The organism is Embleya sp. NBC_00888, from assembly GCF_045207655.1.
Lineage (GTDB): Bacteria > Actinomycetota > Actinomycetes > Streptomycetales > Streptomycetaceae > Embleya.
Map to the genome: position 1 here is coordinate 4,519,985 of NZ_CP108784.1, position 26,631 is coordinate 4,546,615.

The window sequence follows — 26,631 nt, forward strand, 5'->3', positions numbered from 1 at the left end:
TCGCGCGCACCACCAACCGCACCGCACGTCGAAACGCAGCACTGCGCTGAAATCAGCGAAGGGGTCAGCATGGCAGGCGAGACCATCATCACTGTTGTCGGAAACCTGACTGCCGACCCGGAACTGCGCTTCACGCCCAGCGGTGCCGCTGTCGCGAACTTCACCGTGGCGTCCACGCCGCGCACGTTCGACCGTCAGACGAACGAGTGGAAGGACGGCGAAGCGCTGTTCCTCCGGTGTTCGGCCTGGAAGCAACTGGCGGAGAACGTCGCGGAATCCCTCCAGCGCGGCACGGGCGTCATCGTCCAGGGCCGGCTGAAGCAGCGGTCCTACGAGACCAAAGAGGGCGAGAAGCGCACCGTCGTGGAGCTCGAGGTCGACGAGATCGGCCCGACCCTGAAGTGGGCCACCGCCAAGATCACCAAGACCAGCCGCGGAGGCGGCGGCCAGGGTGGCTATGGCGGCGGTCAGCAGCAGGGCGGTGGCGGTTACGGCGGCCAGCAGGGCGGCGGACAGCAGGGTGGCGGTGGCTACGGCGGCCGTCCCCAGCAGGGCGGTGGCGCACCCGCCGACGACCCGTGGGCCACTCCCGCAGGGGGCGGTCAGCAGCAGGGCGGCGGCGGCGCGGGGGGCTGGGGTCCCCCGCCGGGCGGCTACTCGGACGAACCCCCCTTCTAGGCCGCAAGGCCGAGGGATCGGTTCGCACCCCGAGCTGAAGACTTCTGAAACGATCTGGAGAGCACAATGGCGAAGGCGCCTGCGCGCAAGCCTAAGAAGAAGGTCTGCGTGTTCTGCAAGGAGAAGATCTCCTATGTGGACTACAAGGACACCAACCTGCTGCGGAAGTTCATCTCCGACCGCGGGAAGATCCGCGCTCGTCGCGTGACCGGTAACTGCACGCAGCACCAGCGTGACGTCGCCGTGGCTGTCAAGAACAGCCGCGAGATGGCGCTGCTGCCGTACACCAGCACTGCTCGCTGAGAAAGGGTGATCTTGTCATGAAGCTCATCCTCACCCACGAGGTGACCGGTCTCGGTGAGCCCGGCGACATCATCGAGGTCAAGGACGGCTACGGCCGCAACTACCTCATCCCGCGCGGCTACGCGATCCGCTGGAGCCGTGGCGGCGAGAAGGACGTGGCGGCCATCCGTCGCGCCCGCAAGGTCCGCGAGATCCGCACGCTCGACCAGGCCGCCGAGGTCAAGGGTCAGCTCGCCGGTCTCAAGGTGACGCTCCAGACGCGCGCCGGCGAGACGGGCCGACTCTTCGGCTCGGTCACCGTCGCGGACGTCGTGTCGGCCATCAAGGCCGCCGGCGGTCCGGACATCGACAAGCGTCGCGTCGAGATCGGTACGCCGATCAAGACCGTCGGGTCGCACCGCATCACGGTCCGCCTCCACCAGGAGGTTTCGGCCGCGCTCGACCTCGACGTCGTGCCCGCCTGACCTGAAGCACCCGAACGGCCCGACCCCTTCCGGGGTCGGGCCGTTCGGCGTTTTCGAGTAGTCGACTGAGTAGTGGTACTCATGTCCCGAACACCCCTTCCGCCGCACGCTGGAGACACACGCCGGGCGGTCCGGCGGGGCAAAGGGGCGGACGGTCATGGCCAGGTTCATCCGACAGTGGTTGCTGCGTGTGGTCAGCTTCGCGCTGACCGGTCTGTATCAGCTCTACCGCGTCCATCCCGTCGTCTGGCGCTGGACCGCGCGCAACTATCGGCCGTGGATGCAGCGGTTCGCCCGTCGGCACGCGTGGATGACCTGCCAGTTCGCCGCGCTCGACGTGCCCGCGTACCGCGACTTCCTGCGCCGGCACCGTTGGCGTTTCCGCTGGTTCGACCTCACGTCGTACCCGGAGACGTCCAAGGAGAACTACGTCAAGGCGTACCCCGAGGACACCCGGTGCCGGCTGGGCACGCTGGAGGTGGCCGGGACGGTCGTGGACGAGTCCTCCGGCTCCTCCGGGACACCGCACAACTGGCTGCGCTCGCGGCGCGAACTCAAGTCGGTGCACCGCAACGTGGCCGGCTACACCTCGCTGGTGTTCCCCCGACGCAAGTTGTTCGTGATCAACGCCTACTCGATGGGCGCGTGGGCCACCGGGACCAACACCGGCATCGCGATGGCCCGGGTGGCGATGGTCAAGAACACCGGACCCGACATCGACAAGATCGTGGACACGCTGCGCCACTTCGGGCCGCGCTTCACCTACCTGGTCACCGCGTACCCGCCGTTCCTCAAGCATCTGCGCGACCGGCTCGACGCCGAGGGCTTCGACTGGCGCCGGCACGCGATGTACGGCTTCGTCGGCGGCGAGGGCATGACCGAGGCGTTGCGCGACTACCTGGAGGAGCGGTTCGTCAAGGTGCGCTCGGGCTACGGCGCCTCGGACCTGACCATAGGGATGGCCGGCGAGAGCGACGCGACGGTGTGGCTGCGCAAGCGGCTGCTGACCGACGAGCGGCTGCGGGCGCGCGTGCTCGGGCCGGACGAGGGCCGGGTGCCGATGGTGTTCCAGTACAACCCGCTGGAGACGTACCTGGAGACCAACGCCGACGACGAGGTGATCTGCACGATCAACTCGACCGCGGTGATGAGTCCCAAGGTGCGCTACAACATCGGCGACGAGGGCCGGCTGCTGACCTTCGCCGAGGTCGAGGAGATGATCCGGCCGGACGCGCAGGCCTGGGTCGGCTGGGAACGCGCGGCGCGGGTCGAGGGCATGAGGCTGCCGATGTTGCTGCTGTTCGGGCGCAAGGACAGCACGATCTCGTACATGGGCGCCAACATCTATCCGCAGGACGTCGAGTACGGGCTCTATCGGGACAACCCGATGGCGGCGCACCTGGAGGGTTTCTGCCTGACCGTCGACGAGTACGCCGATCTGGAGAGCCGGCCCGTGGTCAACCTCCAACTGCGCGACGGGACCTCGCTCGACGACGCGGACCGGGAGAAGCTCGCCCGGGTGTGCCGCGAGGGTGTGGTGCGCCATCTGGCCCGGGTCAGCCGGGACTTCGCCCAGTCGCTCGCGGAGGATCCGACGGCGGCCGATGTGCGGGTGCTCGTCCACGACTTCGGCACCGGACCGTTCCTGCGCGGCACCACCAAGATCAAGAACGTCTACCTCGTGGAGGGGGAGCAGCGATGAGGACCACCGACTTCTCGGCGGCACCGCCGCAGGCGCGCGGCGAGGCGTTGTTCATCGGAGCCACGCACTACAGCGGGCTGCGCTCGTTGTTGTCGTTGGCCCGGCCGTGGTTGCGGATGGTGCGCACGATGAAGCGCATGGAGGGCTACCGCTGGCACAAGGTCTACCGGCAGGGCCCGTTCACGCTCGGCACGGTCGCGGTGTTCGCGGATCGGGACGCGATGTTGCGGTTCGCCCGTTCCAAGGCGCACCGCGACCTGATGTGCTGGATGACCGATCACGACGACCGCAACGGCACGGCGGGCTTCATCCGGCTCTTCGACGCGCAGCCGGCCGGCTACAGCAACGGCGAGTGGCGGGCCGAGGGCGACGGCATGGCGCACATCGAGGAGTTCACCCCGATCGGCAACGAGGAGACCGGCGCGCCGGTGCACCGGAAGGCGAAGTCGTGATACCGACGGTGGAGCGGGTCGAGTCCCGGCGCGCGCTGCGCGACTTCTGCGAACTCCCGCTGCGGCTGCACCCGAAGGACCGCTACGTACCGGTGTTGCGCGGTCAGGTGCGGCAGTGGCAGCGGGCCGGGATCGAGTTGTACGTGGTGCGGGATCGGGCCGGGCGCGTCGTGGGGCGGACCTGCCTGCACACCGACGGGCGCTTCGACGCCAAGTTGCGCGGGCGGCATCAGCTCTTCGGGCTCACCGAGTTCGGCGACGATCCCGAGGTGTTCGCCGTCCTGGTGGACCTGATGGAGCGGCGGGCCGCGCGGGCCGGTCGCGATCGCCTGTTCGGACCGGTGGCGCTGTTGCCGAACCAGACCGGCGGGGTGATCACCTCCGGGTTCACCGAGCGCGGCTTCGTGGACTCGGCGTGGAATCCGGCGCGCTATCCCGAGACCTACGAACGGGCCGGCTTCACCAGGCGGTTCTCCGCCTCCACCTGGATCTGCCCGGATCTGCGCGAACGCACCGACGACCCCGGCGAGACGTACGTGTTCGACGACGCGCGGATCGCCGCAGAGTCGCTGGTGATCCGGCGCGGGTCGCGTCGTCGACTGGCCGAGCAACTGCCGATCCTGCACACGATGTTGAACGCCAGCTTCGGACAGCTCGGCTACTACACGCCGATCGAACTCGACGAACTGCGGGCGCAGACGGACGGCTTGGCGCATCTGTTGGACGAGTCGCTGCTGCTGTGGCTGGAGCGGGCGGGCGAGCCGATCGCGTTCACCCTCGCGGTGCCGGACATCTCGGAGTTCCTGATGCGGATCGGCGGCGATCTGCACGTGGGCAACCAGCTACGGCTGCTGGCCACGCGCGGGCGCCATCGCCGGGAGGCCGTGCTGATCATCAAGGGGACCGTGCCGGCGGCCCAGGGGCGCGGATACCTGACGCTGCTCGCGCGCGAGCAGTACCGGGCGCTGCGGGCGGGCGGCTACCACGCGTTGCGCAGCACCTGGGTCGAGGACGACAACAAGGCCTCGGCGGCGCAGTATCGCCGGATCGGCGGACGCGAGCTGCACGGACATACGTTCTACGTGCGATCGACCGGGAGCGCGTCGTGAGCGGGCAACTCGAGGAGCTGTTGCGGGCGGCCGGGCGGGCGCCGAGCGCGCACAACACCCAGCCGTGGACGGTGTCGCCGAGCGGCGCCCTGGGCTACGCGCTGTCCTGGGACGCCGCGCGCGAGTTGCCGATCGGCGACCCCACGCGGCGGGATCTGTTCCTGGCGCTCGGGGCGTTCACGGAGGCGTTCCTGATCGCGTCGGCGGACCTGGGCGTGCCGCTGCGGGTCGAGTGGACCGGCGCGTCGGAGCGGGGCCCGGTGGCTCGCTTCGTGCGGGCGTACGAGTGTCATCCGACGTCGTTCACGGCGGCGGACCTGGCGGGGCGGCGCAGCGCGCGCGGGGCGTACGAGCCGGGGGCGCTGCCGGACGCGGTGTTCGCGGAGGCGGGCGACGCGTTCGCCGGGTCGGCCGGGCTGTGGCGCGGCGGGACCCGGGCGCTGGCGCCGTTGTCGGAGGAGGCAGATCGGTGGTTGTTCGCGGATCCGGCGCTGGTCGCCGAGTTGCGGCGGTGGTTGCGGCTGCGGCCGGTGCCGGCCGGGCATCCGGACGCGCGGGACGGGCTGACCGGGCCGGCACTCGCGCTGTCCCGGGTCGAGGAGCGGGCGTTGCGCGCGGCGCTGAGTCCGGCCGCCCATCGGGTGCTGCGCCGGGTCGGGTTGGCCCGGGCGTTGGCGGTGGCGTCGCGGGGGGTGATGCGCTACGACGGAACCGTGCTGGTGGTGACCGCGCCGACGGCGTCCGCCGGGCCGAAGGACCTGCTCGAAGCGGGGCGGGGGCTGTTGCGCTGCTGGTTGACGCTGGCCCGGCACGGGTACGCGACGCATCCGCTCAGCCAGCTCATCGACTGCGGGAGCACCTGCGGGGAGTTGGCGGATCGGGTGGGGGCGGTTCCGTGGGCGGTGTTTCGGGTCGGGCGGCCGGTGCGGGAACCGGTGCGGTCCGCGCGGCGGACGGACTGAGCAGGGGCGGGTGGGTGTGCCACCCGGTGGGCGGGGTGCCACGCGTGGAAGGGCGTGATCCGGGCGGGTGGTGGAGTTCGGGCGGGTGGGGTGGTCGGAATCCCTCGGGCGGGCGGGTCCGGCGACTTGCCTGGATACCCTAGGGGGGTATAAATTCGTCGTCGTGGGGCCGATCATGGTCCTCGTGTCGACGAAAGGATCACCGTCATGAGCACCGCCACCTTCACCGTCAGCGGGATGACCTGCGGCCACTGCGTATCGTCCGTCACCGAGGAGGTCTCCGAGGTCTCGGGCGTGACCGACGTCAAGGTCGAGTTGGCCTCCGGTCTGGTGACCGTGACCTCCGAGGCGCCCGTGGACGCGGACGCGGTGCGCGCGGCCGTCGTGGAGGCGGGCTACGAGGTCGTCGGGGCGTGAGACCGAGCCGTTCCGCCGGCCCGGTCGGCGGGACGGCTCGCGGTCGCGCACACCCCCCTCGCGATCGGGCCCGGGCGGGCCCGACTCAGCGTTTGCCCGTCACCAGCCACGCGTCGCCGTGCGCGCGCCGGCCGAGCACGACCAGGCGGGTGAGCATGAACGTGCCGATCGCCCACCACCAGACCGCGATCAGGCCGCCGCCCAGGGCCAGTACGGTGCCCAGCACCGCGCAGAAGACGGCCAGCACGATCGGCATGGTGAGCGCGAGGTAGCGGCCGTCGCCCGCGCCTATCAACACCCCGTCCAGCACGAACACCGCGCCGGCGAGCGGCTGGAGCGCGGCGACCGCGAGCAGCGTGCCCGCCAGCAGGTCGCGCACCGCCGGGTCGGCGGTGAACAGCGGGATGTACAGCGGGCGGGCCAGGACCACCACGATCGCGAACAACACGCCGGTCCACACCCCCCACACCAGCATCCGGCGGGTCGCCGCGCGGGCCCCGGTCGCGTCCCCCGCGCCCAGCGCCCGGCCCACTATCGCCTGGGCCGCGATGGCCAGGGCGTCCATCGCGAAGGCGAGGAAGGTCCACACCTGCCAGGCGACCTGGTGCGTGGCGATCGAGGTGTCGCCCATGTGGGTGGCGGCCACGGTGGCCACGACGAGGATCGCGCGCAGGCTGACGGTGCGTACGAACAGTGGCGCGCCGGCGCTCGCGGACGCGCGTATGCCGGCGGGGTCCGGTCGCAGCGACGCGCCGTGTCGGCGGGCGCCGCGGACGACGCGGACCAGGTAGACCAGGGCCATCCCGGTCTGCGCGAGCACCGTGCCCCACGCGGATCCGGCGATGCCCCAGTGCAGGCCGTACACGAACACGATGTTGAGCAGCAGGTTGGCGCCGAAGCCGAGTACCGCGACCACGAGCGGGGTCCGGGTGTCCTGGAGCCCGCGCAGCACGCCGGTGGCGGCGAGCACGATCAGCATCGCCGGGATGCCCAGCGAGCCGATCCGCAGATAGGTCACCGCGTGCGGCGTCGCGCTGTCCGAGGCGCCGAACGCCGCGACCACCCACGGGGCGGCGACCAGGCCGACCACGAGCAGGGCGGTGCCCAGCAGCGCGGCCAGCCACAGCCCGTCCAGGCCCTGGCGGATCGCGGCGCGCGGGTCGCCCGCGCCGATCAGGCGGGCGACGGCGGCGGTGGTCGCGTAGGCGAGGAACACGCACAGGTTGACCAGGGTGGTCAGTACCGCGCCCGCGACGCCGAGGCCGGCCAACTGGGGTGTGCCCAGACGGCCGACGATCGCCGAGTCGACGAGCACGAACAGCGGCTCGGCGACGAGGGCGAAGAAGGCGGGTATCGCCAGGCGCAATATGTCGCGGTCGTGGGCGCGGCGCCGGGTCCGGTCGGCGGGCGCGGGCGGGCTCGCGGACTCTCGGGTGGACTGCTCGGTGCCGCGCTCCCCGGTGCCGAGCGGCTCGGGGACGGGCGGCTCGCCGGGGGGCGGCTCTGGGGGCGGGGACGGGACCGTGGACGGCACGCGTCCACCGTAGTCATCCACAGGTAAGGGTCACAATGCGCTCCTGGTCATTACCGGCGAGCGCGGGGCGTACGCGGGTGCACACGTGGGGCGATAGCCGCATGATTCGCCCAACAGTTTTTCACATACACAGCCGGTGGATAGAGAAATCGCAGGTCAGACCGGGTTTGTGTACATGATTGCGAAGCGTTGGCGGCCGACTGCGCACAGCTTGTGCACAGCTCGACCCGCCTCTCTCCACAGGTTATCCACAGTTATCCACAGGGCCTGTGTATGACCGTCTTGGCGGTCCCAGGGTCCACCCGTACGGTGAAGGGCCGCATGCCGCGTCGTGCGGCGGAACTGTCGGCCGTGTGGCGTATGAAGGACACGGTGTACTGCGGTGCGATCTCGCGCGAGCCTTTGTGAAAGGAGACCCCGGGCATGAGCGTCTCCGAGTTCGAAGAGGCCAGGCCCGAGCCGGCCCGCGAAGGATTCGAGCGGACCCCACCCCAGGACATCGCCGCCGAACAATCGGTCCTCGGCGGCATGATGTTGTCCAAGGACGCGATCGCCGACGTCGTGGAGAACCTCAAGCCGATCGACTTCTATCGGCCCGCCCACGAACTCGTCTACAACGCGATCCTGGACCTGTACGCCCGAGGCGAACCGGCCGACGCGGTCACCGTCGCCGCCGAACTGACCAAGCGCACCGAGATCGGCCGGGTGGGCGGCGCCCCGTACCTGCACACCCTGATCTCGTCGGTGCCCACGGCGGCCAACGCCGAGTACTACGCCCGCATCGTGCGCGAACAGGCGGTGCTGCGCCGCCTGGTCGAGGCGGGCACGCGCATCGTGCAGATGGGCTACGCGGCCGACGGCGAGGTCGACGACATCGTCAACAACGCCCAGGCCGAGGTCTACAAGGTCACCGAGCAGCGCACCACCGAGGACTACGCGCCGCTGGCCGACATCATGGAGGGCGCGCTCGACGAGATCGAGGCGATCAGCTCCCGCGGCGGCCAGATGTCCGGCATCCCCACCGGCTTCACCGACCTCGACTCCCTCACCAACGGCCTCCACTCCGGCCAGATGATCGTCATCGCCGCCCGTCCGGCCATGGGCAAATCAACGCTCGGATTGGACATTGCACGTGCATGTTCGATCAAAAACAATCTTGCGAGTGTGATCTTCTCGCTGGAGATGGGGCGCAACGAGATCATGATGCGTCTGCTGTCGGCGGAGGCTCGGGTCGCGTTGCACCACATGCGCTCGGGGAACATGACGGACGACGACTGGACGCGGCTCTCGCGCAAGATGGGTGAGGTCACGGCGGCGCCGATGTACATCGACGACTCGCCGAACCTGTCGATGATGGAGATTCGGGCCAAGTGTCGCCGGCTCAAGCAGAAGCACGACCTGCGGCTGGTGATCATCGACTATCTCCAGCTCATGCAGTCGGGCGGCTCGCGGCGGGCCGAGAACCGCCAGCAGGAGGTCTCCGAGATGTCGCGAAACCTCAAGCTCCTGGCCAAGGAGCTGGAGGTCCCGGTGGTCGCGATGTCCCAGCTCAACCGTGGTCCGGAACAGCGCACCGACAAGAAGCCGATGGTTTCCGACCTGCGGGAGTCCGGTTGCGTCACGGCGGCGACCCGGGTGTTGCGGGCCGACACCGGTGCCGAGATCTCCATGGGAGAACTGTTGGCGACAGGCGAGCGGGACACTCCCGTCTGGTCCCTGGATGAGCACTTGAGGCTTGTTCCGCGCACCATGACGCATGTCTTCCCCAGCGGGGTCAAGGAGGTCTTCCGGCTGCGGCTCGCATCCGGGCGGGAGATCGAGGCGACCGCGAACCACCCCTTCCAGACCTACTACGGGTGGAGGCCGCTCGGCGAGTTGACCGTGGGTGCACGCGTCGCCGTGCCTCGACGGATCGACGCTCCCATGGATCCGGCCGCCTGGCCCGAGGCCGAAGTGGTCATGTTGGCGCACCTCCTCGGCGACGGTTGTGTGGCGCCACGACAGCCCATCCACTACACGAGCAACGACGAGGCCAACCTCGGGGCCGTGGAGGAGGCGGCCGCCCACTTCGGGATCACTCCACGCCGTGAACAGCAGCAGACCTGGTGGCACGTCTACCTCCCGGCCCCTCAGCGCCTCGCCCGAGGTCGTCGGAACCCGATCGCGGCATGGCTCGATCGGTTCGGTTTGTACGGCAAGCGATCGCACGAGAAGTTCCTGCCGCCGGAGGTTTTCGGGCTGCCCGAGGACCAAGTGCGGCTGTTCCTGCGACACCTGTGGGCAACCGACGGTTCGGTGACGGTCTCGAAGGCGGGCGCGGTTCGCGTCTACTACGCGAGCACGAGTGAGCGGCTCGTTCGTGATCTCCAGCTTCTGCTCCTGCGGGTGAACATCCGCGCGAGGCTGCGCCGGGTGGGGAACACGAAGGGGCGCCCGGGCTGGACCTTGGACATCTCCGGGGTTGAGGACCAGCGTCGTTTCCTGACCGACGTGGGCGTGCACGGCGCTCGCGGTGAGAGTGTGGCGAAGGCCCTGACCAGGCTGGACGGGGTTCTGGCGAACACCAACCTGGACACCGTCCCCCGGGACGTGTGGGACGCCGTCAAGGAGGCCCTGCAGGGCCGACGCATGTCCACACGCGCCTTCCAGGCGGCTCTGGGTACCAAGTACTGCGGCACGTCCCTGTACAAGGCGGCGCCGAGCAGGACCAGGCTCGCCACCGTCGCGAGCGTCCTGGAGCACGCGGACCTGGAACTGCTCGCGACCAGCGACGTGTTCTGGGACCAGGTCACGGAGATCGAGAGCCTCGGCGAGCAGGAGGTCTACGACGCCACCGTGCTCGGTACGCACAACTTCGTCGCCAACGGGATCAACATCCACAACTCCATCGAGCAGGATGCCGACATGGTCATCCTGTTGCACCGCGAGGACGCCTACGAGAAGGAGTCGCCGCGGGCCGGGGAGGCGGACCTGATTGTGGCCAAGCACCGTAATGGGCCGACGGCGACGATCACCGTGGCGTTCCAGGGGCACTATTCGCGGTTCGTGGACATGGCGCAGAGCTGACTCGGGGGACGGGCCGACCCCACCCCGGGGTGCCCGGGGCGGGTCGGTCGGTGTGGCGGTGGTCAGATGTCGCGGCGGTGCAGGGCTGCCCAGCCCGCGAGTTGGGCGGTCAGGGCCCAGGCGGCGAGAATCGCGGCGGCGGTGGCGTCGCCGTCGAGGAGGTTCATTCCGGCGCTGCCGGGGAGGATGTCGGCGGCTTCGGTGGCGATCAGCATCGGGAGCGCGAGCATCACGGTGAGCACCACGCTCAGCGTGGCCACCGGGCTGCGCAACAGCGCGCCCAGGCCGACGGTCAGGATCGCGGTGAGCACCAGGTAGGCGGTGATCGCGGCGATGTCGCCGGCCACCGCGCCGGACGAGGTGATGGCGTACGAGCCGAGCGTGAACCGGCCGATGCCCACGCCGGCGAGCGCGAGCAGCGCGGCCAGCGGTGTGGTCACCGCGACCACCACCGCCGTCTTCGCGAAGAGCATCCTGCCCCGGCGCGGGTCGGCGGTCAGTGTGGTGCGGATGGACCCGGTCGCGAACTCGGCCGTGATCACCGCCATCGCGAGTGCGACGACGGCGAATTGGGCGAGCAGGACCGAGCCGGTCGCGGGTTCGCCCACGGCCATGGTCAGCCCGTCCTTGGTCTCCCCGCGCTCCACGTCGTTGGCGAAGTCCATGCCCATGATTCCCGCGCACACGGTCATCAGGAACATCGAGGCGGCGACCGACCACCACGTGGAGCGCACCGACCACAGCTTGATCCATTCCGAGCCCACCGCGGAGCGCAGCGCGAGCGGCCCGCCCCGACCCTGCTCCCGGACCCGGGTTCGCGCCTCAGCCTGCCGCATACTCCACCGCCTTCGCCGTCAGTTCGAGGTATGCCTGCTCCAACGAGGCCCGCCGGTGGCTCAGTTCGTACAGCGGCACGCCGAGTGCGTGTGCGGCCCGGCCGACCTCCTCGATCGAGGCGCCGGCATAGCCGCGGGTGTCCTCGTCGGTCGGCACCACCCGGGCGCCGGTTCCGAGCAGGTACTCGGTCAGCCGGTCCAGGCCCGCCCGGTCCGGGCTGCGGACCAGCACCCCGGAGGCACCGGCCGCGTCGATCACCTCGGCGATCGGCGCGTCGGCGATCAGCCGTCCCCGGCCCACCACGACGAGCCGATCCGCGGTCTGCTCCATCTCGCTCATCAGGTGGCTGGAGACGAACACCGCCCGCCCCTCCGCCGCGAGGGAGCGGATCAGCTCGCGGATCCAGCGCACGCCGTCCGGGTCGAGGCCGTTGATCGGTTCGTCCAGGATCAGCGTCCGGGGGTCGCCGAGCAGTGCGCCGGCCACGCCGAGCCGTTGGCTCATGCCGAGCGAGAACAGGCCCGTGCGGCGGTTCGCGACCTCGGTCAGGCCGACCTGGTCCAGGACCTCGTCCACCCGTCGGAGCGGGATCTCGTGGGTTCGCGCCAACGTGCGCAGGTGTGCTCGGGCGGTCCGCCCGGGGTGCACCGCCTTGGCGTCGAGCAGCGCGCCGACCTCGTGCAGCGGGCGGTGCAGGCGGGCGTACGGGCGGCCGTCGATCCAGGCGTGTCCCGAGGTCGGCCGGTCCAGGCCCAGGATCATCCGCATCGTGGTCGACTTGCCCGCGCCGTTGGGGCCGAGGAAGCCGGTCACCAGTCCGCCCTCGACGGTGAGCGTGAGTGCGTCGACGGCGGTGTGCGCGCCGTAGCGTTTGGTCAGTTGTTCCAGTCTGATCATCGTGCTCCTTCGTCGTTCGACGACGCTAGGAGCCGGCCTCGGGTCGCGGCATCGCTCGTTCGACAGGGCTGCTCCACGACTTTCGACAGAGGCGCGGACCGGCCGAGCGTCCGGATCTGCGCCATGGGGCCAAGCCATGGACCGGGCCCGGGACCCGATCGTGGACGCGGGCGGGACCTACTGGTACGCGATGATCCCGGTGGACGACGCGGCGACCGCGCTGCTGTGCGTGCCGCTCGGCGCGGTTTTCCTGGTGGCCGGCTTCTACACCGGTCCGGCCCTGTTGCGGGCCCACGCGCGGTGCACCCGCTCCCTGCCCGGCCCGGTCGCGCCCGCGCGCGAGAGCGTCGTGCCGGTCGTGTACGCCGCCGCCTGATCCCCGGTCGAAGCGCCGGTACTCCCACCGCCGCCACCACCACCACCACTGCAACCGCCGCCCGCCGGACGCCCCGTCCCGGTGGGCGGTGGCGTGCGTGGCCGGGTCTCGGCGGGCGGCGGGTGCGGGGAGTCCGGTCCGGAGCCCCTCCCCCCTCGGAAGGCTCCGAACCGCTCCCGGTGCGGCGGACCCGCCGCATGCCTTCGATCATGGTCGGCGCCGCTTGGGATCGGATGGGCGCCGGCTTGGCGCGCACTGTCGCGGTCGATCCCGACCCCGCGCCCCTCTACCTCGAGAGCGGGAACGGCCAGGCGATCGACCAGGGCGCGGCCGAGCAGTTCGCGCTCTCGCTCAAGAGCGTCGCGGGCGGCGCCACCGTCCTGGTCTTCCGGACGCTGATGGGCAACTCCGGCGTGATGTTCATGCTGCCGGTGATGATCTACATGTTCGTGCCGGCGATCGGCACCGACTACAACATCCTCATGGTCGCCCGATCGCGCGAGGAGGCGAAGGAGGGCAACGCGCCGAGGAGGGTCGCCGCCCCCGCCGTCGAGCACGCGGGTCCCTCGATCGCCGCCGCAGGTGTCATCCTGGCGGGGACGTTCGCGTCGCTCATGATGGCGGGCATCGACATGATGACCCGGATGGGCTTCGCGGTCTCGGTCGGGATCTGCATCTCGGCGTTCGTGATGTCGATGTTCCTGGTTCCCTCCGTGACCGCGTTGATCGGGCACGCGGCATGGTGGCCCGGACACGCCGATCGTGCGCCGAAGCCGGTGGGCCGAGGCGACGAGGACAGGGACCCGGTATTCGCCGGGGCCCGCCGACCCGGTGGACCGAGGAGAACGCATGCCCAAGGAAGGCCCCGCGCGAGCCGCCGTGCGGGGCCTTCCCGCGTCCGCGGCGGGCCCCCGTACGAGCGAGTCGGTCGAGCCCTGGCTGCTGCCGGCGCCCAAGACCTTCGCGCGCTGGTTGCCCTGTCGACCCTGGGTCGGCGAGGTGTGCCTGGTCGCGCTGGTGTTGATGTGCGTGATCGGCGGCTCGGTCGGCGGCTCCACCCGGGACCACAACGTCGGGCACCCCGACGCGTTCAACCTGAGCATCGCCGGCCTCACCTGCCTGGTGCTGTTCGGCCGGCTGCGGTGGCCGCTCACGGTGCTGGCGCTGACCGAGGCGGGCCAGGTGTTCTACCTGGCCGCCGACGGCCTGGACGGCCCGATCCTGATCCCGACCATGGTCGCGTTGTACACGGTGGCGGCCAACGGGCAACTGCGCCGCTCGGTGCTGATCGCCTCGGCGGTCGCGGTGGTGCACACCGGGATGCGGATAGGCCTGACCCCGGACGGGTTCCTGTCCCCGGAGAAGTACCTCTCCGGGATCTGGATGTACCTGCCGGTCGCCATCGGCGAGGCGGTGCGCGCCAAGCGGGCCTACTGGGCCGAGGTGCAGGCGCGACTGGCCCGCGCCGAGCACGAGCGCGAGGACGAGGCCCGTCGCCGGGTCACCGCCGAGCGCATGCGAATCGCCCGCGAGTTGCACGACGTGGTCGCGCACAGCATCGCGATGATCAACATCCAGGCGGGCGTGGCCGCGCACGTGATCGACCGGGACGTGCCGCAGGCCAAGGAGGCGCTCGTGCACATCAAGGTGGCCAGCCGGGACGCGCTGGCCGAGCTGCGCACGACGCTCGGCGTGCTGCGCCAGGACGGCGACAACGACCTGCCCACCGAACCGACCCCTGGGGTGGACGACGTGGACGCGCTGGTGGCGTCCTACCGCAACGCGGGTCTGCCGGTGCTCCTGGAGGAGTCCGGCGAGGCCCGGACCCCGTCCGCGCCGGTCGGCCTCGCGCTGTACCGGATCGTCCAGGAGTCGCTGACCAACGCGATGAAGCACGGCGGCGACGGCGCGTCCGCGATCGTGCGGGTCGTGTACGGCGAGCACGCGGTCGAGGTCGACGTGCTCGACGACGGCCGGGGCACGCCCCAGACGGATCGGGGCAAGAGCGCCGACGGCACCGGACACGGGCTGCTCGGCATGCGGGAACGGGCGGTCGCCGTCGGCGGTTCGCTCGCGGTGGGCCCCGGCCCCAATGGCGGTTTTTCGGTACACGCGGTGCTGCCGCACCACAAGGGCGCGCTCACCGCGCGTCGGGACGGAGATTCCTCATGACGGTGCGCGTGCTGATCGCGGACGACCAACTGCTGGTCCGGTCGGGCTTCAAGGTGCTGGTCGGCAGCGACCCCGAGCTGGAGGTGGTCGGCGAGGCGGCGAACGGCGCCGAGGCGCTCACCCTGGCCAAGGAGACGCGGCCGGACGTGGTGCTGATGGACATCCGGATGCCCGGTATGGACGGCCTGGAGGCCACCCGCCGGATCGTCCACGACGACGAGCTCGCGGGCGTACGGGTCTTGGTGCTGACCACGTTCGAGGTCGACGAGTACGTCTTCGAGGCGCTGCGGGCCGGGGCCAGCGGCTTCCTGGTCAAGGACACCGATCCCGAGGACCTGCTCAAGGCGATCAAGACCGTGGCGACCGGCGACGCGCTGCTCTCGCCGGGGGCCACCCGCGCGCTGGTGGCCCGCTTCCTGTCCCAGCCCGAGCCCAAGGTGGCCGCGCCGGACCGGCTGGAGGCGCTCACCGACCGCGAGCGTGAGGTGCTCTCGCTGGTGGCGGCCGGGATGAGCAACGACGAGATCGCCGAGCATCTGTTCGTCTCGCCGTTGACCGCCAAGACCCACGTCAGCCGGGCGATGGTCAAGCTCGGCGCGCGCGATCGCGCGCAGCTCGTGGTGATCGCCTACGAGTCGGGGATGGTCCGGCCGGGACGCGGCTGAGCACCGCGCCCCGCCGCGCTCCCGGGGCGGGACCCGGGCCGGTCTAGCCCAGGTCGCCCGCGAGCAGGGTGTGGATGCCCTCGATGTTGGCCCGCAGGTAGGCCGCCAGGCTCGCCGGCACCAGGCCCACCGAGGCCAGCCCGGCGGGGGTGAAGGGCACCCGCACGATGTCGTACTCGCCGTTCGGCTCGTCCACCTCGGGGCCGTGCCGCAGCGCGGGATCCATCGATTCGAGCCGGCAGGCGAAGAAGTGCTGGACCTTGACCCCGCCCGGCTCGGGCACGGTGTCCACGAACGCGGGCACCGGCCGGCCGATCTTGCCGCCGAGTTCCTCGAACACCTCGCGCCGCAACGCCTCGGACACCGTGGTGTCCTCGGGCTCGACGCCGCCGCCGGGGGTGATCCAGTACGGGGGGCTGTCCGGCTTGGTGCGTTTGATCAGCACCATGTGATCCTCGTCGTCGAGCAGGATCGCGCGTGCCGTCCGCTTCACCACTGAACGCATCGTCGGTGCCCTCTGCTTTCTTGCGGCGTTGCCCCCGTCTGAAGTCTCCCTTTCCGGCGGGACGGGGGGTTTATGCCTGCGCGGCCGCACGTTCGGGATCACGCCCAGCGCGCGGCACGCGCGATCAACTCGCCGTGCAGGTGCGCGATGTGCGGTTGGCTCAAAGTACCCTCCCGCACCGCCAGGAAGACCGTGTGCAGCGGCGGCAGTTCCGGCTCCAGGAGAGCGACCACCGCGCGCCGGTCCAGCGCCTCGGCGCACAGATAGCGCGGCAGCACCGCGATGCCGTGCCCGGCGCGTACGCACTCCAGTACGGCACGCAGGTCGGGCACCGTCACCGCGGCCGGGGCGGTGGGCTTCGCGTCGAACACGGTCGACCAGTAGCGCCGGATCAGCGGCTGCTCCTCCGCCTCGCAGACCAGCGGCACCCCCTCCAGGGCGGTCGGCCCCTGGGCCAGGATCCGGCTCTGCGGCAGCCGCGCGGCCCAGTGCGGCGCGCCGATCAGGACGTACTCCTCGTCGGTGAGCGGCGTCCCCACGATCCCGCGCGCTCGCGGCCGCACGTCGGAGATCACCAGGTCGTGCCGGGCCGCCGCCAGGCCCGCGAGCAGCACGTCGCCCGGGCCCAGGGTCACCCGTAACCGCAGACCGCGCCGGACCAGGTCGGCCAGCGACGGCAGCACACGCAGCGCGGTCAGTTCGGTCGGGCCACCCAGGTGCACGGTGCGCCGCATCGGGTCCACGCCGCGCACCTCGCGGGCCGCGATCTCCTCGATCGCGTCCAGGTGCGGCGCGAGCCGGCGGGCGAGTTCGTCGGCGGGCCCGGTGGGCGCGACGCCGCGCGGCAGCCGCTCGAACAACTGCTTGCCGACCTGCTTCTCCAGGGTGCGGATCTGCGCGGTTATCGCCGGCTGCGAGAGCCCGAGCGACGCGGAGGCCCGGGTGAACGAACCCGCGCGGTGTACGGCCAGGAAAGTGCGCAACAGCGTCAGGTCCACGGGTCCCCCGTCTCGTGTCCCCCGACCACTCCCGAGAGCCGGGGACATCACGTGATCTTGCCCGAAGTCGCAGGTCAGCCCGGGGAGGCGGCGTCCAGGGCGCGCTGGATGTCCGCGACGAGATCCGCGGTGTCCTCGCAACCGGCCGAGAACCTGACGAATCCCTCCGGCACATCGTTGCCGGCCCAGCGCGCGCGACGTTCGGCCATACTGTGCACGCCACCGAAACTGGTGGCGTCGGCGACCAGTTCGAGGGCGCCCAGGAACCGGCGAGCGGTGTCCGCGTCGGCGAGCGTGAAGCCCACGACACAGCCGAACCGCCGCATCCGACGGGTTGCCACATCGTAGGCCGGATCGCCCGCGAGCGCGGGGTGCCGAACGTCGGCGACGTCGGTGCGGCCGAGCAGCGCCTCGGCGACGGCCAGCGCGTTGGCCGCCTGGCGGTCCACCCGCAACTGGAGGGTGGACAACGAGCGATGCGCCAACCAGGCCTCCATCGGCCCGGGCACCGCGCCGGTGAGCGAGCGCCAGGACCGCACGCGGGCGGCGAGTTCGGCGTCCGCGCAGGCCACGTACCCGAGCAGTAGGTCGCTGTGCCCGGTCAGTGCCTTGGTGCCGCTGGCCGCGGAGATGTCCGCGCCGAGCGCGAGCGGGAGTTGGCCCAGGGGTGTGGCCAGCGTGTTGTCCACGGCCACCAGGGTGTCCCGCGCGTGGGCGAGCGTGGCGATCCGCTCGATGTCGCACACGTCCAGGCCCGGGTTGCTCGGTGTCTCCAGCCACACCAGGCGGGCGCCGGGCAGGGCCCGTTCGAGTTCGACGCCGGCGGTCGACACCAGGCGTACGGTGATCCCGCGTGCGGCGAGGTGCTCGCCGAGCGTGCGGGTGGCCGGGTAGCCGTCGGACGGCAGTACGACCACGTCGCCCGGCGCGGTGAGCCCGATCAGGACGGCCGAGACGGCGGCCATCCCGGACGCGAACGTGACGGTGTCGGCGGCGCCCTCCAGGTCGCCGATCGCCGCCTCCAGACCGGTCCAGGTCGGGTTCGCGTAACGCCCGTACTGGTAGGGACCGTTCACCTCGCCGGGCAGGTGGTACGTGCCGGCGAAGACCGGGCCGGGCAGGAAGGGGTCGCCCGGGGCGTGGCCCGGACTGCCGGCCCGGACCGCCCGGGTACCGTCGCTCCACTCGGTGGCCATCACGACTCCTTCGCTGCCTGTTTCACGTGAAACGTTGCGCGGCCCCTCGGCGTGCCCTCGGGGCGACGCCGTGCCGAGGCCGCGCCCGCGGACCTCAGTCGCGGTCCAGGATCATGCTCAGGAACCAGCTCACGATGCTGATCACCAGGGCGCCGAGGAGTGCGGCCCAGAAGCCGTCGATGTGGAAATCGAGGTCCAGCTTGTTCGAGATCGCCTCGGTCAGCCACAACATCAAGGCGTTGATCACGAACGTGATCAGTCCGAGCGTGAGCACGAACAGTGGTAGTGAGAACAGCTTCACCAACGGTTTGATGACGGCGTTGACGATCCCGAAGATGAGCGCGACCACGACTATCGTCTTGGCCTTGCTGCCGGCCGACGCACCGTCGGCGAGATCGATTCCGTGTACGAACCAGCTTGCGAACCAGATGGCCAGTGCGTTGACAACCAGTTTGACGACCAGGCTTTTCATATCTTGATGCTGGCATCCGGTGGATGCCTCCCGCTTGAGCATGATGAGAAAGTCTGTTCGTGTCGGTAAGGAGTTTGGTCACATGAAGGTCTTCCGCCTCGATGATCTGGACGCCGAGCGCGCGTTCGAGCAGGGCGCGTACCTGAAGTTCCTCAGCGAGCGGAACTTCTCGATGGGCCTGTACGCCCTCGAACCGGGCGAGACCGATACGCAGAAGCCGCACGGTCAGGACGAGGCGTACGTGGTGATCAGCGGTCGGGCCACGCTGACCGTCGGCGACGAGTCCACCGACGTCGCGCGCGGCAGCGTCGTGTACGTCCCGGCCGGCGTGCGGCACCACTTCCACCGGATCACCGAGCCGCTGCGCGTGTTGGTGTTCTTCTCGCCGCCGGAGGGCTGAGCGCGATGCGCGCGGCGCGCGCGAGGGGCGCACTCACGGGCGGGCCCGGACCGGTGTACGACAATCTGATCTTGGGATCCGGGATTCGGATCCCGGGATCCGACGATCGGGAGTAGACCTGATGGCGCTGCGCGACGAGCTCTGGGCCGCGATCGAGGACGTCTACGCGGCGATCCTCGAGCACCCGTTCATCCACGGACTGACCGACGGCACGCTGCCGCGCGAGGCGTTTCGGCACTACGTCGTGCAGGACTCGCACTACCTGCGCGACTACGCCAAGGCGCTCGCGGTGTGCGCGGCCAAGGCGCCGGACGAGGCGACGACCGTGCAGTTCGCCGGCGACGCGGCCGGTGCGATCGCCGCCGAGCGCTCGTTGCACGAGGGCTTCATGGTCGACTTCGGCAGCTCGGTGGCGGACGCGACCGCGACCGAGCCGGTGTTGCCCAGCACCCGGGCGTACGTCAGCTACCTGCTCGCCACGGTGCACAACGGCTCGTTCGCCGAAGGTGTGGCCGCGGTGCTGCCCTGCTACTGGATCTACGCCCGCGTGGGCGACGCGCTGCTGGCCAAGGGCTCGCCCGACGAGCTGTACGGGCGGTGGATAGCCACCTACGGCGCCGAGGAGTTCCAGCAGACGGTGCGCGCGGTGCTCGATCTGGTGGATCGGATCGGCGAGGACCTCTCGGCGACCGAGCGGGCTCGGATGATCGAACACTTCACCACCACGGCCCGCTACGAGTGGATGTTCTGGGACGCCGCGTGGCGCGGCGAGCGCTGGCCGGTCTGAGCGGATCGGGCCGGGCGACGCGACGCGCCCCGGCCGGCCGGAATCGGCCCGGTCGGAACCGGTCCGCCCGGATACGACGTGTCCTCCCGGGGAATGTGGTCCCCGGAAGCACGTCTCGCGTGGGATCGCGTGACTGGGGGTTGAACGATGCAGACATGGCCGCAGTGGGTGCGGATCGGTGTGCCGGTGCTCGCGCTGGTGCTGCTGTGCTGGTTGCTGATCTGGCTGTTCTCGGCCTTCCTGATGCTCATCGTCAAGGGTGTCGTGGGGCTGCTCGTCACGGTCGGGATGGTCGTGCTCGCGCGTACCGCGGTGGTCGGCCGCGAACCGCGGGATCCGCTCGGCTGAAACCCGACGCTGGTCGTGCGACCGGCGGTGTGCCAGGGTGGGGGCGCACCACACGGAGATACACGGGAGCTCGGGGCACCGGGCTGAGAGGGCGCTGAGGCCGCGCCGACCGCAGAACCTGACCGGGTAATGCCGGCGTAGGGAGCCTTTCCATGACCTCGCACGACACTTCGCTGCCCGCTGTCCCGGTTGCCGACCCGGCCGCCGAGAGCACGGTCACCAGCGGACCGATTTCCCCCGCCCACCACCGCGGCTACGTCCCCGGATCGCGCGAGGACCTGCGCGTTCCGGTACGCACGGTGCATCTGACCAACGGCGAGACGGTTCGCCTGTACGACACCTCTGGCCCGTACACCGACCCCGCCTTCGAGGTGGACGTGCGGCGCGGCCTGCCCGCGCTGCGGGAGGCCTGGATCGAGGAGCGCGGCGACACCGTCCGCTACGACGGGCGGATCGGCGCGCTCACCCCGGCCGGTTTCGCGGTGCCCGGCGCCGGGGCCCGACCCAGGCGCGCGTCCGGGGCCGAGGCGGTGACCCAACTCGCCTACGCGCGGCGCGGACTGGTCACCCCGGAGATGGAGTTCGTGGCGATCCGCGAGGGCCTGACGCCCGAGCTGGTCCGGGACGAGATCGCCGCCGGTCGCGCGGTGCTGCCCGCGAACGTCAACCATCCGGAGATCGAGCCGATGGTGATCGGCAAGAACTTCCTGGTCAAGGTCAACGCGAACATCGGCAACTCGGCGGTGACCTCCTCGATCGAGGAGGAGACCGACAAGCTGGTGTGGGCGATCCGGTGGGGCGCGGACACGGTGATGGACCTGTCCACCGGCAAGGACATCCACACCACCCGCGAGTGGATCGTGCGCAACTCGCCGGTCCCGATCGGCACGGTGCCGCTGTACCAGGCGCTGGAGAAGGTGAACGGCAAGCCCGAGGAACTCACCTGGGAGCTCTACCGCGACACCGTGATCGAGCAGTGCGAGCAGGGCGTGGACTACATGACGGTGCATGCCGGCGTGCTGCTGCGCTACGTGCCGCTGACGGCCCGTCGCAAGACCGGGATCGTCTCGCGCGGCGGCTCGATCATGGCCGCGTGGTGCCTGGCGCACCACCGGGAGAACTTCCTCTACACGCACTTCGCCGAGCTGACCGAGATCCTGCGCGCGTACGACGTGACCTACTCGCTCGGCGACGGTCTGCGCCCGGGCTCCATCGCGGACGCCAACGACGCGGCGCAGTTCGCCGAGTTGGAGACGCTGGGCGAGTTGGGCCGGATCTCCCGCTCGATGGACGTCCAGGTGATGATCGAGGGCCCCGGCCATGTGCCGATGCACAAGATCAAGGAGAACGTCGACCTCCAGCAACGCATCTGCGACGAGGCGCCGTTCTACACACTCGGTCCGCTGACCACGGACGTCGCCCCCGGCTACGACCACATCACGTCGGCGATCGGCGCGGCGATGATCGGCATGTGGGGCACCGCGATGCTCTGCTACGTGACGCCGAAGGAGCACCTGGGCCTGCCGGACCGGGACGACGTCAAGGCGGGCGTGATCGCGTACCGGATCGCGGCGCACGCGGCGGACCTGGCCAAGGGGCACCCGGGTGCGCAGGCCTGGGACGACGCGCTCTCCGACGCCCGTTTCGAGTTCCGTTGGCAGGACCAGTTCGACCTGGCGATGGATCCGGACACCGCGCGCGCCTACCACGACGCGACGCTCCCGGCGGAGCCGGCCAAGACGGCCCACTTCTGCTCGATGTGCGGACCGAAGTTCTGTTCGATGCGGATCTCGCACGACATCCGCGCGGAGCATGGCGACGGCGCCGTCGCGACGGAGGTGGACGCCGAGGCCGGGATGCGGGCCAAGTCGCGGGAGTTCGCCGCCTCGGGCAACCGCGTCTATCTGCCGTTGGCCGACTGACGCACGCGTCGACGACGTCCCGGGGGACGGCCTCTCGGGAGATCGACGTCCCGGGAGCGGGCCGGCTTCCGGGACGTCGTCAGGTCGGTCCGGGCCGGTCGCTCTCGCCGGCGACGATGACGCCGTGCTCGTAGGCGAAGACGACCGCCTGCGCGCGATCCCGCAGGCCCAGTTTGGCGAACATGCTGCCCACATGGCTCTTCACGGTCGCCTCGGTGACCACCAGACGGGCGGCGATCTCGCTGTTGGACAGGCCGCGGGCGACCAGGAACAGGGCTTCTCGTTCGCGCGGGGTCAGGCCCGCCAGGAGCGCGGGCGAGGAGCGGAGCGGTTCGGTGCGGGTGGCGAAGTTCTCGATCAGGCGGCGGGTGATCGAGGGCGAGAGCAACGCCTCCCCGTCGTGGACGACGTGGATGGCCTCCACGAGGCGGGCACGGGAGGCGTCCTTGAGCAGGAAGCCCGCGGCGCCGGCGCGCAACGCGCCGAAGACGTACTCGTCCAGGTCGAACGTGGTCAGGATCAGCACGCGTGGCGGCGGCGAGATGCCGGCGGCGTGCAGGCGGGCGGTGGCCTCGACGCCGTCCATCCGCGGCATCCGGATGTCCATGAGCACCACGTCCGGACGTAGGGCGCCCGCCAGTTCGATCGCCTCGTCGCCGTCCTCGGCCTCGCCGACCACGACGAGGTCGTCCTGCGTCTGCAGGAACAGGCGAAGGCCGGTCCTGATCAGCTCCTGGTCGTCGACGATGAGCAGGCGGATGCTCATGCGGGATCCCCCAGCGGCAGTCGGGCCGCGACCTCGAACCCGCCGTCCGCGCCGGGCCGGGCCTCCAGTTCGCCGCCGAGGACGCCGATGCGCTCGCGCATGCCGACGATGCCGTGGCCGCCGGTCGAGGGTTCGGACACCCGCTCGCCGTCGTTGACGACCGCGACCCGCAGATGGGTGCGGTCGAAGTCGAGGGTCACCGCGACGTGTGTGGGTCGGGCGTGCTTGAGCACGTTGGTCAGTGCCTCCTCGACGATGCGGTAGACCGACAACTCGACGCCGCCGGCCAGCGGTCGGGACGTGCCGGTGACCTCCAGGCGCGCGGGCAGCCCCGCCTCGCCGTACGAGGCGACGAGCGCGGGCAGTTGGGCCAGCGAGGGCTGCGGACGCATCCGCACACCCTGGTCCGGCTCGCGCAGCAGCAGCAACATCCGGCGCAACTCGACCAGGCTCTGCTCGGCGTTGCTCTCGACCCGCCCCAGGGTGTCGTCGGCCACGTCCGGCGCGGTGCGCAGTACGTCGCGCGCACCGCGTACGCCCACCAGGGTCACGGTGACCGAATGGGCGATGATGTCGTGCAGTTCGCGGGCGATCGCCGCGCGCTCGCGCTGCGCCGCGATCACCGAGAGCTGCTCGCGCTCGCGCTCGAGGTGGGCCGTGCGCTCCTCCAGGGCCTCGGTGTAGCGCCGTCGGGTCTGTGCGTAGGTGCCCAGTCCCCACGCGACGACGGAGACGGGGATCGAGACGATGCTCGCCGACATCAGGACCAGCGCCGTCGGCGCGAGGGCGGCCACCGCCACACGCCGATTCCGCAGTTCGGCGACGGTGTAGAGGGCCACCAACGTCGGCGCCCCGCCGGGGTAGGCGCCGGTGGCCGCGAGCAGCGCCTCGATCGAGCAGACGAGCACCAGCACGGTGAGGGTCGCGCGCCGGCGGGCGAGCAGGAGCGCACCGGTGAGGACGACGAGTGCGAGGGGCAGCGTCGGGACGGGTGTCGAGTCCTCGAAGGTCACACCGATCTCGACGCTCGTGGTCACCACCGCGACGACGGCGTCGAACACGGCCGAGCGGCGCGCTCGGACCCACCGGCGCGCCGCTCGTACGTACCGGAGAACCGGGTTCACGCCAGGTCACGCCGACGCTCGCCGGCGACGGCCGCGATCACCAGCGCGACCGCCCAGGCGCCGAGGACCACCGCGGCGGCACCGGCCGACAGCGTCGTGTGGTGCGTCGACCGCGCCAGCACACCGGCCGCCCCGAACGGCGTGTAGTTGGCGGCGGACTCGGCGACACCGGCGACCAGCGGAAGCACCGCGAAGTTCACCGGCAACACCACGACCACCCCCACGACCGGGCTGCGCACCATCGCCCCGATGGCGGCACCCATGATCGCAGACAGCACGAAGGCGGCCAGGTTGCCCGCCGCGACCGAGGCGACCTCCCCCGGGGCGAGGTCGGCTCCCGGATGGTCGGCGAGCAGCGGCAGGGCGAGCCCGACGGACACGGCGACCAGCAGTGCCCCGATCAGCAGACCGGTCACCGCGTAGGCGCCGATCCGGGCGAGCAGGACCAAGCCGCGGTCGCGCCGGGCCACCAGCGCCGCGGGTGCGGCGGTGCGGTGGCGGTACTCGCCGGCCACGCCGACGAGTCCCCACAACATCAACAGGACCGGCAGCCCGGACAGCGCCTCCTCCTTCTCGGCCACCTCGTCCAGCCGGCCCGACGCCACGGCGACGATCACGACGTTGAGCACGGTGAACGCGACGCCGCCGGCCACGAAACCGTGGATCGAGCGGGTGGTGAGGGTCTTGAGCAACTCGCCTCGCAACAGCCGGCTCATGCGCTTGGGCCCTTCATCGGAGCCTGCGTCCCGCCCTCGGTCAGATCGAGGAACACGTCCTCCAGGGAGGCGGTCCGCGAGGTGATCTCCTCCAAGGGGATGCGTTCGCGCAGGGCCAACCCGGCGACTTCCGCGGCGGTCAGTCCTTCGATCCGCAACCCGCCGGTGTCCGCGGGCCGGATGCGTCCGCCGGCGCCCTCGACGAGTGCCGACAGCCGCTCGGGCTCGGGGGTGCGTACCGAGAGGGCACCCTGTTCGAGATCGCCGATCGTGCCGGTGTGGATCAGCCGGCCCTTGTCGATGACGACGACGTCGTCGACCGTCTGCGCGGCCTCGCCGAGCATGTGGCTGGAGAGCAGGGTGGTGCGACCGCGGGCGGCCCGGTCGCGGAGCAGGGTGCGCAGTCGGCGGATCGCCTGCGGGTCCAGGCCGTTGACCGGCTCGTCCAGGACGAGCACCTCGGGATCACCGAGCAACGCGGCGGCCAGACCGAGGCGTTGGCGCATGCCCAACGAGTACTTGCCGACCCGCCGCCCGGCGGCCTGCTCCAGCCCGACGGTCTCCAGCATCTCGTCGACCCGGCCGGCCGGCAGCCTGGCCAGCAGCGCCAGGGCTCGGAGGTGGGCTCGGCCGGTCCGGCCGGGATGGGCTCCGCACGGCTCGATGTGCACACCCAGCGCGCGGGCGTCGGCGGGCACCGGGCCGCCTCGAAAGGACACGTGACCGGCGGTGGGCCGGGCCAGCCCGACGATCGTCTTCAACACGGTCGTCTTGCCCGCGCCGTTGGGGCCGAAGAACCCGGTCACCGCGCCCTCCCGCACGGTGAAGGAGAGCCGGTCGACCACTGTCGTGCGCCCGTAGCGCTTGGTCAGTTCGTGGACCGCGATCGCCGCGGTCGGTGATGGCACCGAAGTCATACCGAGAGCATCGACGCCCCCGGTCTCCCGGTCCTCAGCCAAAAGATCAAACCCGCCCTGCCACCGAAGGAGGAGCCGGCCGGCCGTTCCCCGGCTACATTCAAAGCCTTTGTTGCCTTTATATAGAGGAGACCGGTATGAGCGTCACGACGATCGACCTGGACGACGACGCCCTGGCGAAGGCGCTGCGGGTCTCCGGCGGCGCGACCAAGAAGGAGGTGGTGAACACCGCCCTCCGCGAGTACGCCGAGCGCCACGAGCGGGCCGCCCGGCGGGCGCGTCACATACAGGCCGCCCAGGAGTGGGACTACGACGGGTGGCAGCGACTCCACGACGCCGAGAAGCGAGGCGAGGAGTGATCCGGTACCTCGTGGACTCCACCGCCGTGTGGCGGCTGTTGCGCGAGCCGAGCTCGAACGACGCGTGGGGAGAGGACATCGACCTGCGGGTCATCGGGTCCTGTGCCCCGCAGCGCACCGAGTTCCGCCGCTCCGCCCGCAACCTGGCGCAGTACGAGCAGATGGGCGAGATGTTCGCCGACCTGTACCCGGACGTGCCGCTGTCGAAGAACATGTGGGGCTGGATCGAGTCCGCGCAGTTTCGGCTGGCCCAGGCCGGAGGCGCCGTTCGGGCGCTGTCCGCGGTGGATCTGATGGTCTGTGCGATCGCGGCCCAGCACGGGCTGATCGTGCTGCACGACGACAACGACCTCGTTACCGCGGCCGGCGTCCTGCCCGACGTTCTGCAACGCAACATCCGCGACATTCCGGCGTAGCCGGCCGTGGGCGCCCGGGATCATGGGTGGGGGCGGGGCCGGGGTGATGGGGTGCGGGTGGCTCGGGGTAC

30 protein-coding genes, 1 pseudogene and 1 riboswitch are annotated in these 26,631 nt (G+C 70.8%); of the genes and pseudogenes, 19 read left to right on the forward strand and 12 right to left on the reverse strand.

Annotation, left to right across the window (positions count from 1 at the left end; genetic code table 11):
* Positions 1-69 precede the first annotated feature (69 nt).
* The 8 genes from OG948_RS18895 (at position 70) to OG948_RS18930 (ending at position 6,087) form a co-directional block, all read left to right on the forward strand.
* Positions 70-678: a single-stranded DNA-binding protein gene (locus tag OG948_RS18895; protein ID WP_020557173.1), complete on the forward strand. Its 609-nt coding sequence runs from the start codon at positions 70-72 to the stop codon at positions 676-678.
* 66 nt (positions 679-744) lie between these two features.
* The gene (gene rpsR / locus OG948_RS18900; RefSeq protein WP_020557174.1) at positions 745-981 is read left to right on the forward strand and encodes a 30S ribosomal protein S18; all 237 of its coding nucleotides are present in this window, start codon (positions 745-747) and stop codon (positions 979-981) included.
* 17 nt (positions 982-998) lie between these two features.
* Positions 999-1,445, forward strand: coding sequence for a 50S ribosomal protein L9 (gene rplI, locus OG948_RS18905; RefSeq protein WP_020557175.1), 447 nt, complete (start codon positions 999-1,001; stop codon positions 1,443-1,445).
* Between the two features lie 157 nt (positions 1,446-1,602).
* Positions 1,603-3,147 (forward strand): phenylacetate--CoA ligase family protein, encoded by a 1,545-nt coding sequence (locus tag OG948_RS18910; protein WP_406297660.1) that lies wholly within the window; start codon positions 1,603-1,605, stop codon positions 3,145-3,147.
* Positions 3,144-3,599: a DUF4188 domain-containing protein gene (locus OG948_RS18915; protein ID WP_406297661.1), complete on the forward strand. Its 456-nt coding sequence runs from the start codon at positions 3,144-3,146 to the stop codon at positions 3,597-3,599. The genes OG948_RS18910 and OG948_RS18915 overlap by 4 nt, the downstream gene beginning before the upstream one ends.
* Complete coding sequence (locus tag OG948_RS18920) at positions 3,596-4,708, forward strand: hypothetical protein (protein ID WP_406297662.1); 1,113 nt, start codon at positions 3,596-3,598, stop codon at positions 4,706-4,708. Before OG948_RS18915 ends, OG948_RS18920 begins: the two co-directional genes overlap by 4 nt.
* On the forward strand, positions 4,705-5,670 hold the full coding sequence (locus tag OG948_RS18925; protein WP_406297663.1) for a hypothetical protein: 966 nt from the start codon (positions 4,705-4,707) through the stop codon (positions 5,668-5,670). Before OG948_RS18920 ends, OG948_RS18925 begins: the two co-directional genes overlap by 4 nt.
* A gap of 207 nt (positions 5,671-5,877) precedes the next feature.
* Positions 5,878-6,087, forward strand: a complete 210-nt coding sequence (locus tag OG948_RS18930) for a heavy-metal-associated domain-containing protein (RefSeq protein ID WP_395867818.1) — start codon at positions 5,878-5,880, stop codon at positions 6,085-6,087.
* Positions 6,088-6,172: 85 nt separating this feature from the next.
* Here the strand turns inward: OG948_RS18930 and OG948_RS18935 are convergent, their stop codons facing one another.
* The gene (locus OG948_RS18935) at positions 6,173-7,456 is read right to left on the reverse strand and encodes an MATE family efflux transporter (RefSeq protein WP_406300293.1); all 1,284 of its coding nucleotides are present in this window, start codon (positions 7,454-7,456) and stop codon (positions 6,173-6,175) included.
* Positions 7,457-8,044: 588 nt separating this feature from the next.
* Here OG948_RS18935 and OG948_RS18940 point away from each other — a divergent pair.
* Positions 8,045-10,687 carry a replicative DNA helicase gene (locus tag OG948_RS18940; protein ID WP_406297664.1) on the forward strand — a complete coding sequence of 881 codons (2,643 nt, stop codon included), beginning with the start codon at positions 8,045-8,047 and terminating at the stop codon, positions 10,685-10,687.
* Positions 10,688-10,749: 62 nt separating this feature from the next.
* Here the strand turns inward: OG948_RS18940 and OG948_RS18945 are convergent, their stop codons facing one another.
* Positions 10,750-11,523 (reverse strand): hypothetical protein, encoded by a 774-nt coding sequence (locus OG948_RS18945; RefSeq protein WP_406297665.1) that lies wholly within the window; start codon positions 11,521-11,523, stop codon positions 10,750-10,752.
* Complete coding sequence (locus OG948_RS18950) at positions 11,510-12,421, reverse strand: ATP-binding cassette domain-containing protein (protein WP_406297666.1); 912 nt, start codon at positions 12,419-12,421, stop codon at positions 11,510-11,512. The genes OG948_RS18945 and OG948_RS18950 overlap by 14 nt, the downstream gene beginning before the upstream one ends.
* 136 nt (positions 12,422-12,557) lie before the next feature.
* On the opposite strand from OG948_RS18950, the gene OG948_RS18955 reads away from it, so the two are divergent.
* On the forward strand, positions 12,558-12,797 hold the full coding sequence (locus OG948_RS18955; protein ID WP_406297667.1) for a hypothetical protein: 240 nt from the start codon (positions 12,558-12,560) through the stop codon (positions 12,795-12,797).
* Between the two features lie 286 nt (positions 12,798-13,083).
* Here OG948_RS18955 and OG948_RS18960 read toward each other — a convergent pair whose 3' ends face one another.
* Positions 13,084-13,221: a hypothetical protein gene (locus tag OG948_RS18960; protein WP_406297668.1), complete on the reverse strand. Its 138-nt coding sequence runs from the start codon at positions 13,219-13,221 to the stop codon at positions 13,084-13,086.
* Here OG948_RS18960 and OG948_RS18965 point away from each other — a divergent pair.
* From OG948_RS18965 to OG948_RS18975, 3 genes and pseudogenes are all read left to right on the forward strand, one after another.
* A pseudogene (locus tag OG948_RS18965) lies at positions 13,220-13,510 on the forward strand (MMPL family transporter); the annotation flags it as partial. The gene OG948_RS18960 and the pseudogene OG948_RS18965 sit on opposite strands and share 2 nt — an antisense overlap.
* A gap of 136 nt (positions 13,511-13,646) precedes the next feature.
* Positions 13,647-14,969 (forward strand): sensor histidine kinase, encoded by a 1,323-nt coding sequence (locus OG948_RS18970; protein ID WP_406297669.1) that lies wholly within the window; start codon positions 13,647-13,649, stop codon positions 14,967-14,969.
* Entirely contained in the window at positions 14,966-15,634 is a 669-nt protein-coding gene (locus tag OG948_RS18975; protein ID WP_395867828.1) for a response regulator, read from the forward strand. Before OG948_RS18970 ends, OG948_RS18975 begins: the two co-directional genes overlap by 4 nt.
* 43 nt (positions 15,635-15,677) lie before the next feature.
* Here OG948_RS18975 and OG948_RS18980 read toward each other — a convergent pair whose 3' ends face one another.
* The 4 genes from OG948_RS18980 to OG948_RS18995 form a co-directional block, all read right to left on the reverse strand.
* Positions 15,678-16,139 carry an NUDIX domain-containing protein gene (locus tag OG948_RS18980; protein ID WP_395867830.1) on the reverse strand — a complete coding sequence of 154 codons (462 nt, stop codon included), beginning with the start codon at positions 16,137-16,139 and terminating at the stop codon, positions 15,678-15,680.
* A 98-nt stretch (positions 16,140-16,237) separates the two neighbouring features.
* Positions 16,238-17,137: a LysR family transcriptional regulator gene (locus OG948_RS18985; RefSeq protein WP_406297670.1), complete on the reverse strand. Its 900-nt coding sequence runs from the start codon at positions 17,135-17,137 to the stop codon at positions 16,238-16,240.
* A 74-nt stretch (positions 17,138-17,211) separates the two neighbouring features.
* A complete protein-coding gene (locus OG948_RS18990; protein WP_406297671.1) occupies positions 17,212-18,333 on the reverse strand; it encodes a cystathionine gamma-lyase in 1,122 nt (373 codons plus the stop codon).
* A 94-nt stretch (positions 18,334-18,427) separates the two neighbouring features.
* Positions 18,428-18,805 carry a phage holin family protein gene (locus OG948_RS18995; RefSeq protein WP_406297672.1) on the reverse strand — a complete coding sequence of 126 codons (378 nt, stop codon included), beginning with the start codon at positions 18,803-18,805 and terminating at the stop codon, positions 18,428-18,430.
* Positions 18,806-18,887: 82 nt separating this feature from the next.
* On the opposite strand from OG948_RS18995, the gene OG948_RS19000 reads away from it, so the two are divergent.
* The 4 genes from OG948_RS19000 (at position 18,888) to thiC (ending at position 22,262) form a co-directional block, all read left to right on the forward strand.
* Positions 18,888-19,205: a cupin domain-containing protein gene (locus tag OG948_RS19000; RefSeq protein WP_406297673.1), complete on the forward strand. Its 318-nt coding sequence runs from the start codon at positions 18,888-18,890 to the stop codon at positions 19,203-19,205.
* Positions 19,206-19,326: 121 nt separating this feature from the next.
* Entirely contained in the window at positions 19,327-19,992 is a 666-nt protein-coding gene (tenA, locus tag OG948_RS19005) for a thiaminase II (RefSeq protein ID WP_406297674.1), read from the forward strand.
* 147 nt (positions 19,993-20,139) lie between these two features.
* The gene (locus tag OG948_RS19010; protein ID WP_406297675.1) at positions 20,140-20,340 is read left to right on the forward strand and encodes a hypothetical protein; all 201 of its coding nucleotides are present in this window, start codon (positions 20,140-20,142) and stop codon (positions 20,338-20,340) included.
* A 52-nt stretch (positions 20,341-20,392) separates the two neighbouring features.
* Positions 20,393-20,501, forward strand: a riboswitch (TPP riboswitch).
* Positions 20,493-22,262 (forward strand): phosphomethylpyrimidine synthase ThiC, encoded by a 1,770-nt coding sequence (thiC, locus tag OG948_RS19015; RefSeq protein ID WP_406297676.1) that lies wholly within the window; start codon positions 20,493-20,495, stop codon positions 22,260-22,262. (Overlaps the previous riboswitch by 9 nt.)
* A 79-nt stretch (positions 22,263-22,341) precedes the next feature.
* On the opposite strand, the gene OG948_RS19020 is transcribed toward thiC, so the two are convergent.
* From OG948_RS19020 to OG948_RS19035, 4 genes are read right to left on the reverse strand one after another with little or no spacing between them, the layout of a single operon-like run.
* Positions 22,342-23,028 carry a response regulator gene (locus OG948_RS19020; RefSeq protein ID WP_406297677.1) on the reverse strand — a complete coding sequence of 229 codons (687 nt, stop codon included), beginning with the start codon at positions 23,026-23,028 and terminating at the stop codon, positions 22,342-22,344.
* Positions 23,025-24,089 carry a sensor histidine kinase gene (locus OG948_RS19025; RefSeq protein WP_406297678.1) on the reverse strand — a complete coding sequence of 355 codons (1,065 nt, stop codon included), beginning with the start codon at positions 24,087-24,089 and terminating at the stop codon, positions 23,025-23,027. Before OG948_RS19025 ends, OG948_RS19020 begins: the two co-directional genes overlap by 4 nt.
* Before the next feature lie 59 nt (positions 24,090-24,148).
* Positions 24,149-24,868, reverse strand: a complete 720-nt coding sequence (locus OG948_RS19030; protein ID WP_406297679.1) for an ABC transporter permease — start codon at positions 24,866-24,868, stop codon at positions 24,149-24,151.
* On the reverse strand, positions 24,865-25,785 hold the full coding sequence (locus tag OG948_RS19035) for an ABC transporter ATP-binding protein (protein ID WP_406297680.1): 921 nt from the start codon (positions 25,783-25,785) through the stop codon (positions 24,865-24,867). The genes OG948_RS19030 and OG948_RS19035 overlap by 4 nt, the downstream gene beginning before the upstream one ends.
* Positions 25,786-25,922: 137 nt before the next feature.
* Here OG948_RS19035 and OG948_RS19040 point away from each other — a divergent pair, with 137 nt between their 5' ends.
* Together OG948_RS19040 and OG948_RS19045 are read left to right on the forward strand one after the other, a co-directional pair.
* Positions 25,923-26,144 (forward strand): type II toxin-antitoxin system VapB family antitoxin, encoded by a 222-nt coding sequence (locus tag OG948_RS19040; RefSeq protein ID WP_406297681.1) that lies wholly within the window; start codon positions 25,923-25,925, stop codon positions 26,142-26,144.
* Positions 26,141-26,560: a VapC toxin family PIN domain ribonuclease gene (locus OG948_RS19045; RefSeq protein WP_406297682.1), complete on the forward strand. Its 420-nt coding sequence runs from the start codon at positions 26,141-26,143 to the stop codon at positions 26,558-26,560. The genes OG948_RS19040 and OG948_RS19045 overlap by 4 nt, the downstream gene beginning before the upstream one ends.
* Positions 26,561-26,631: the final 71 nt, after the last annotated feature.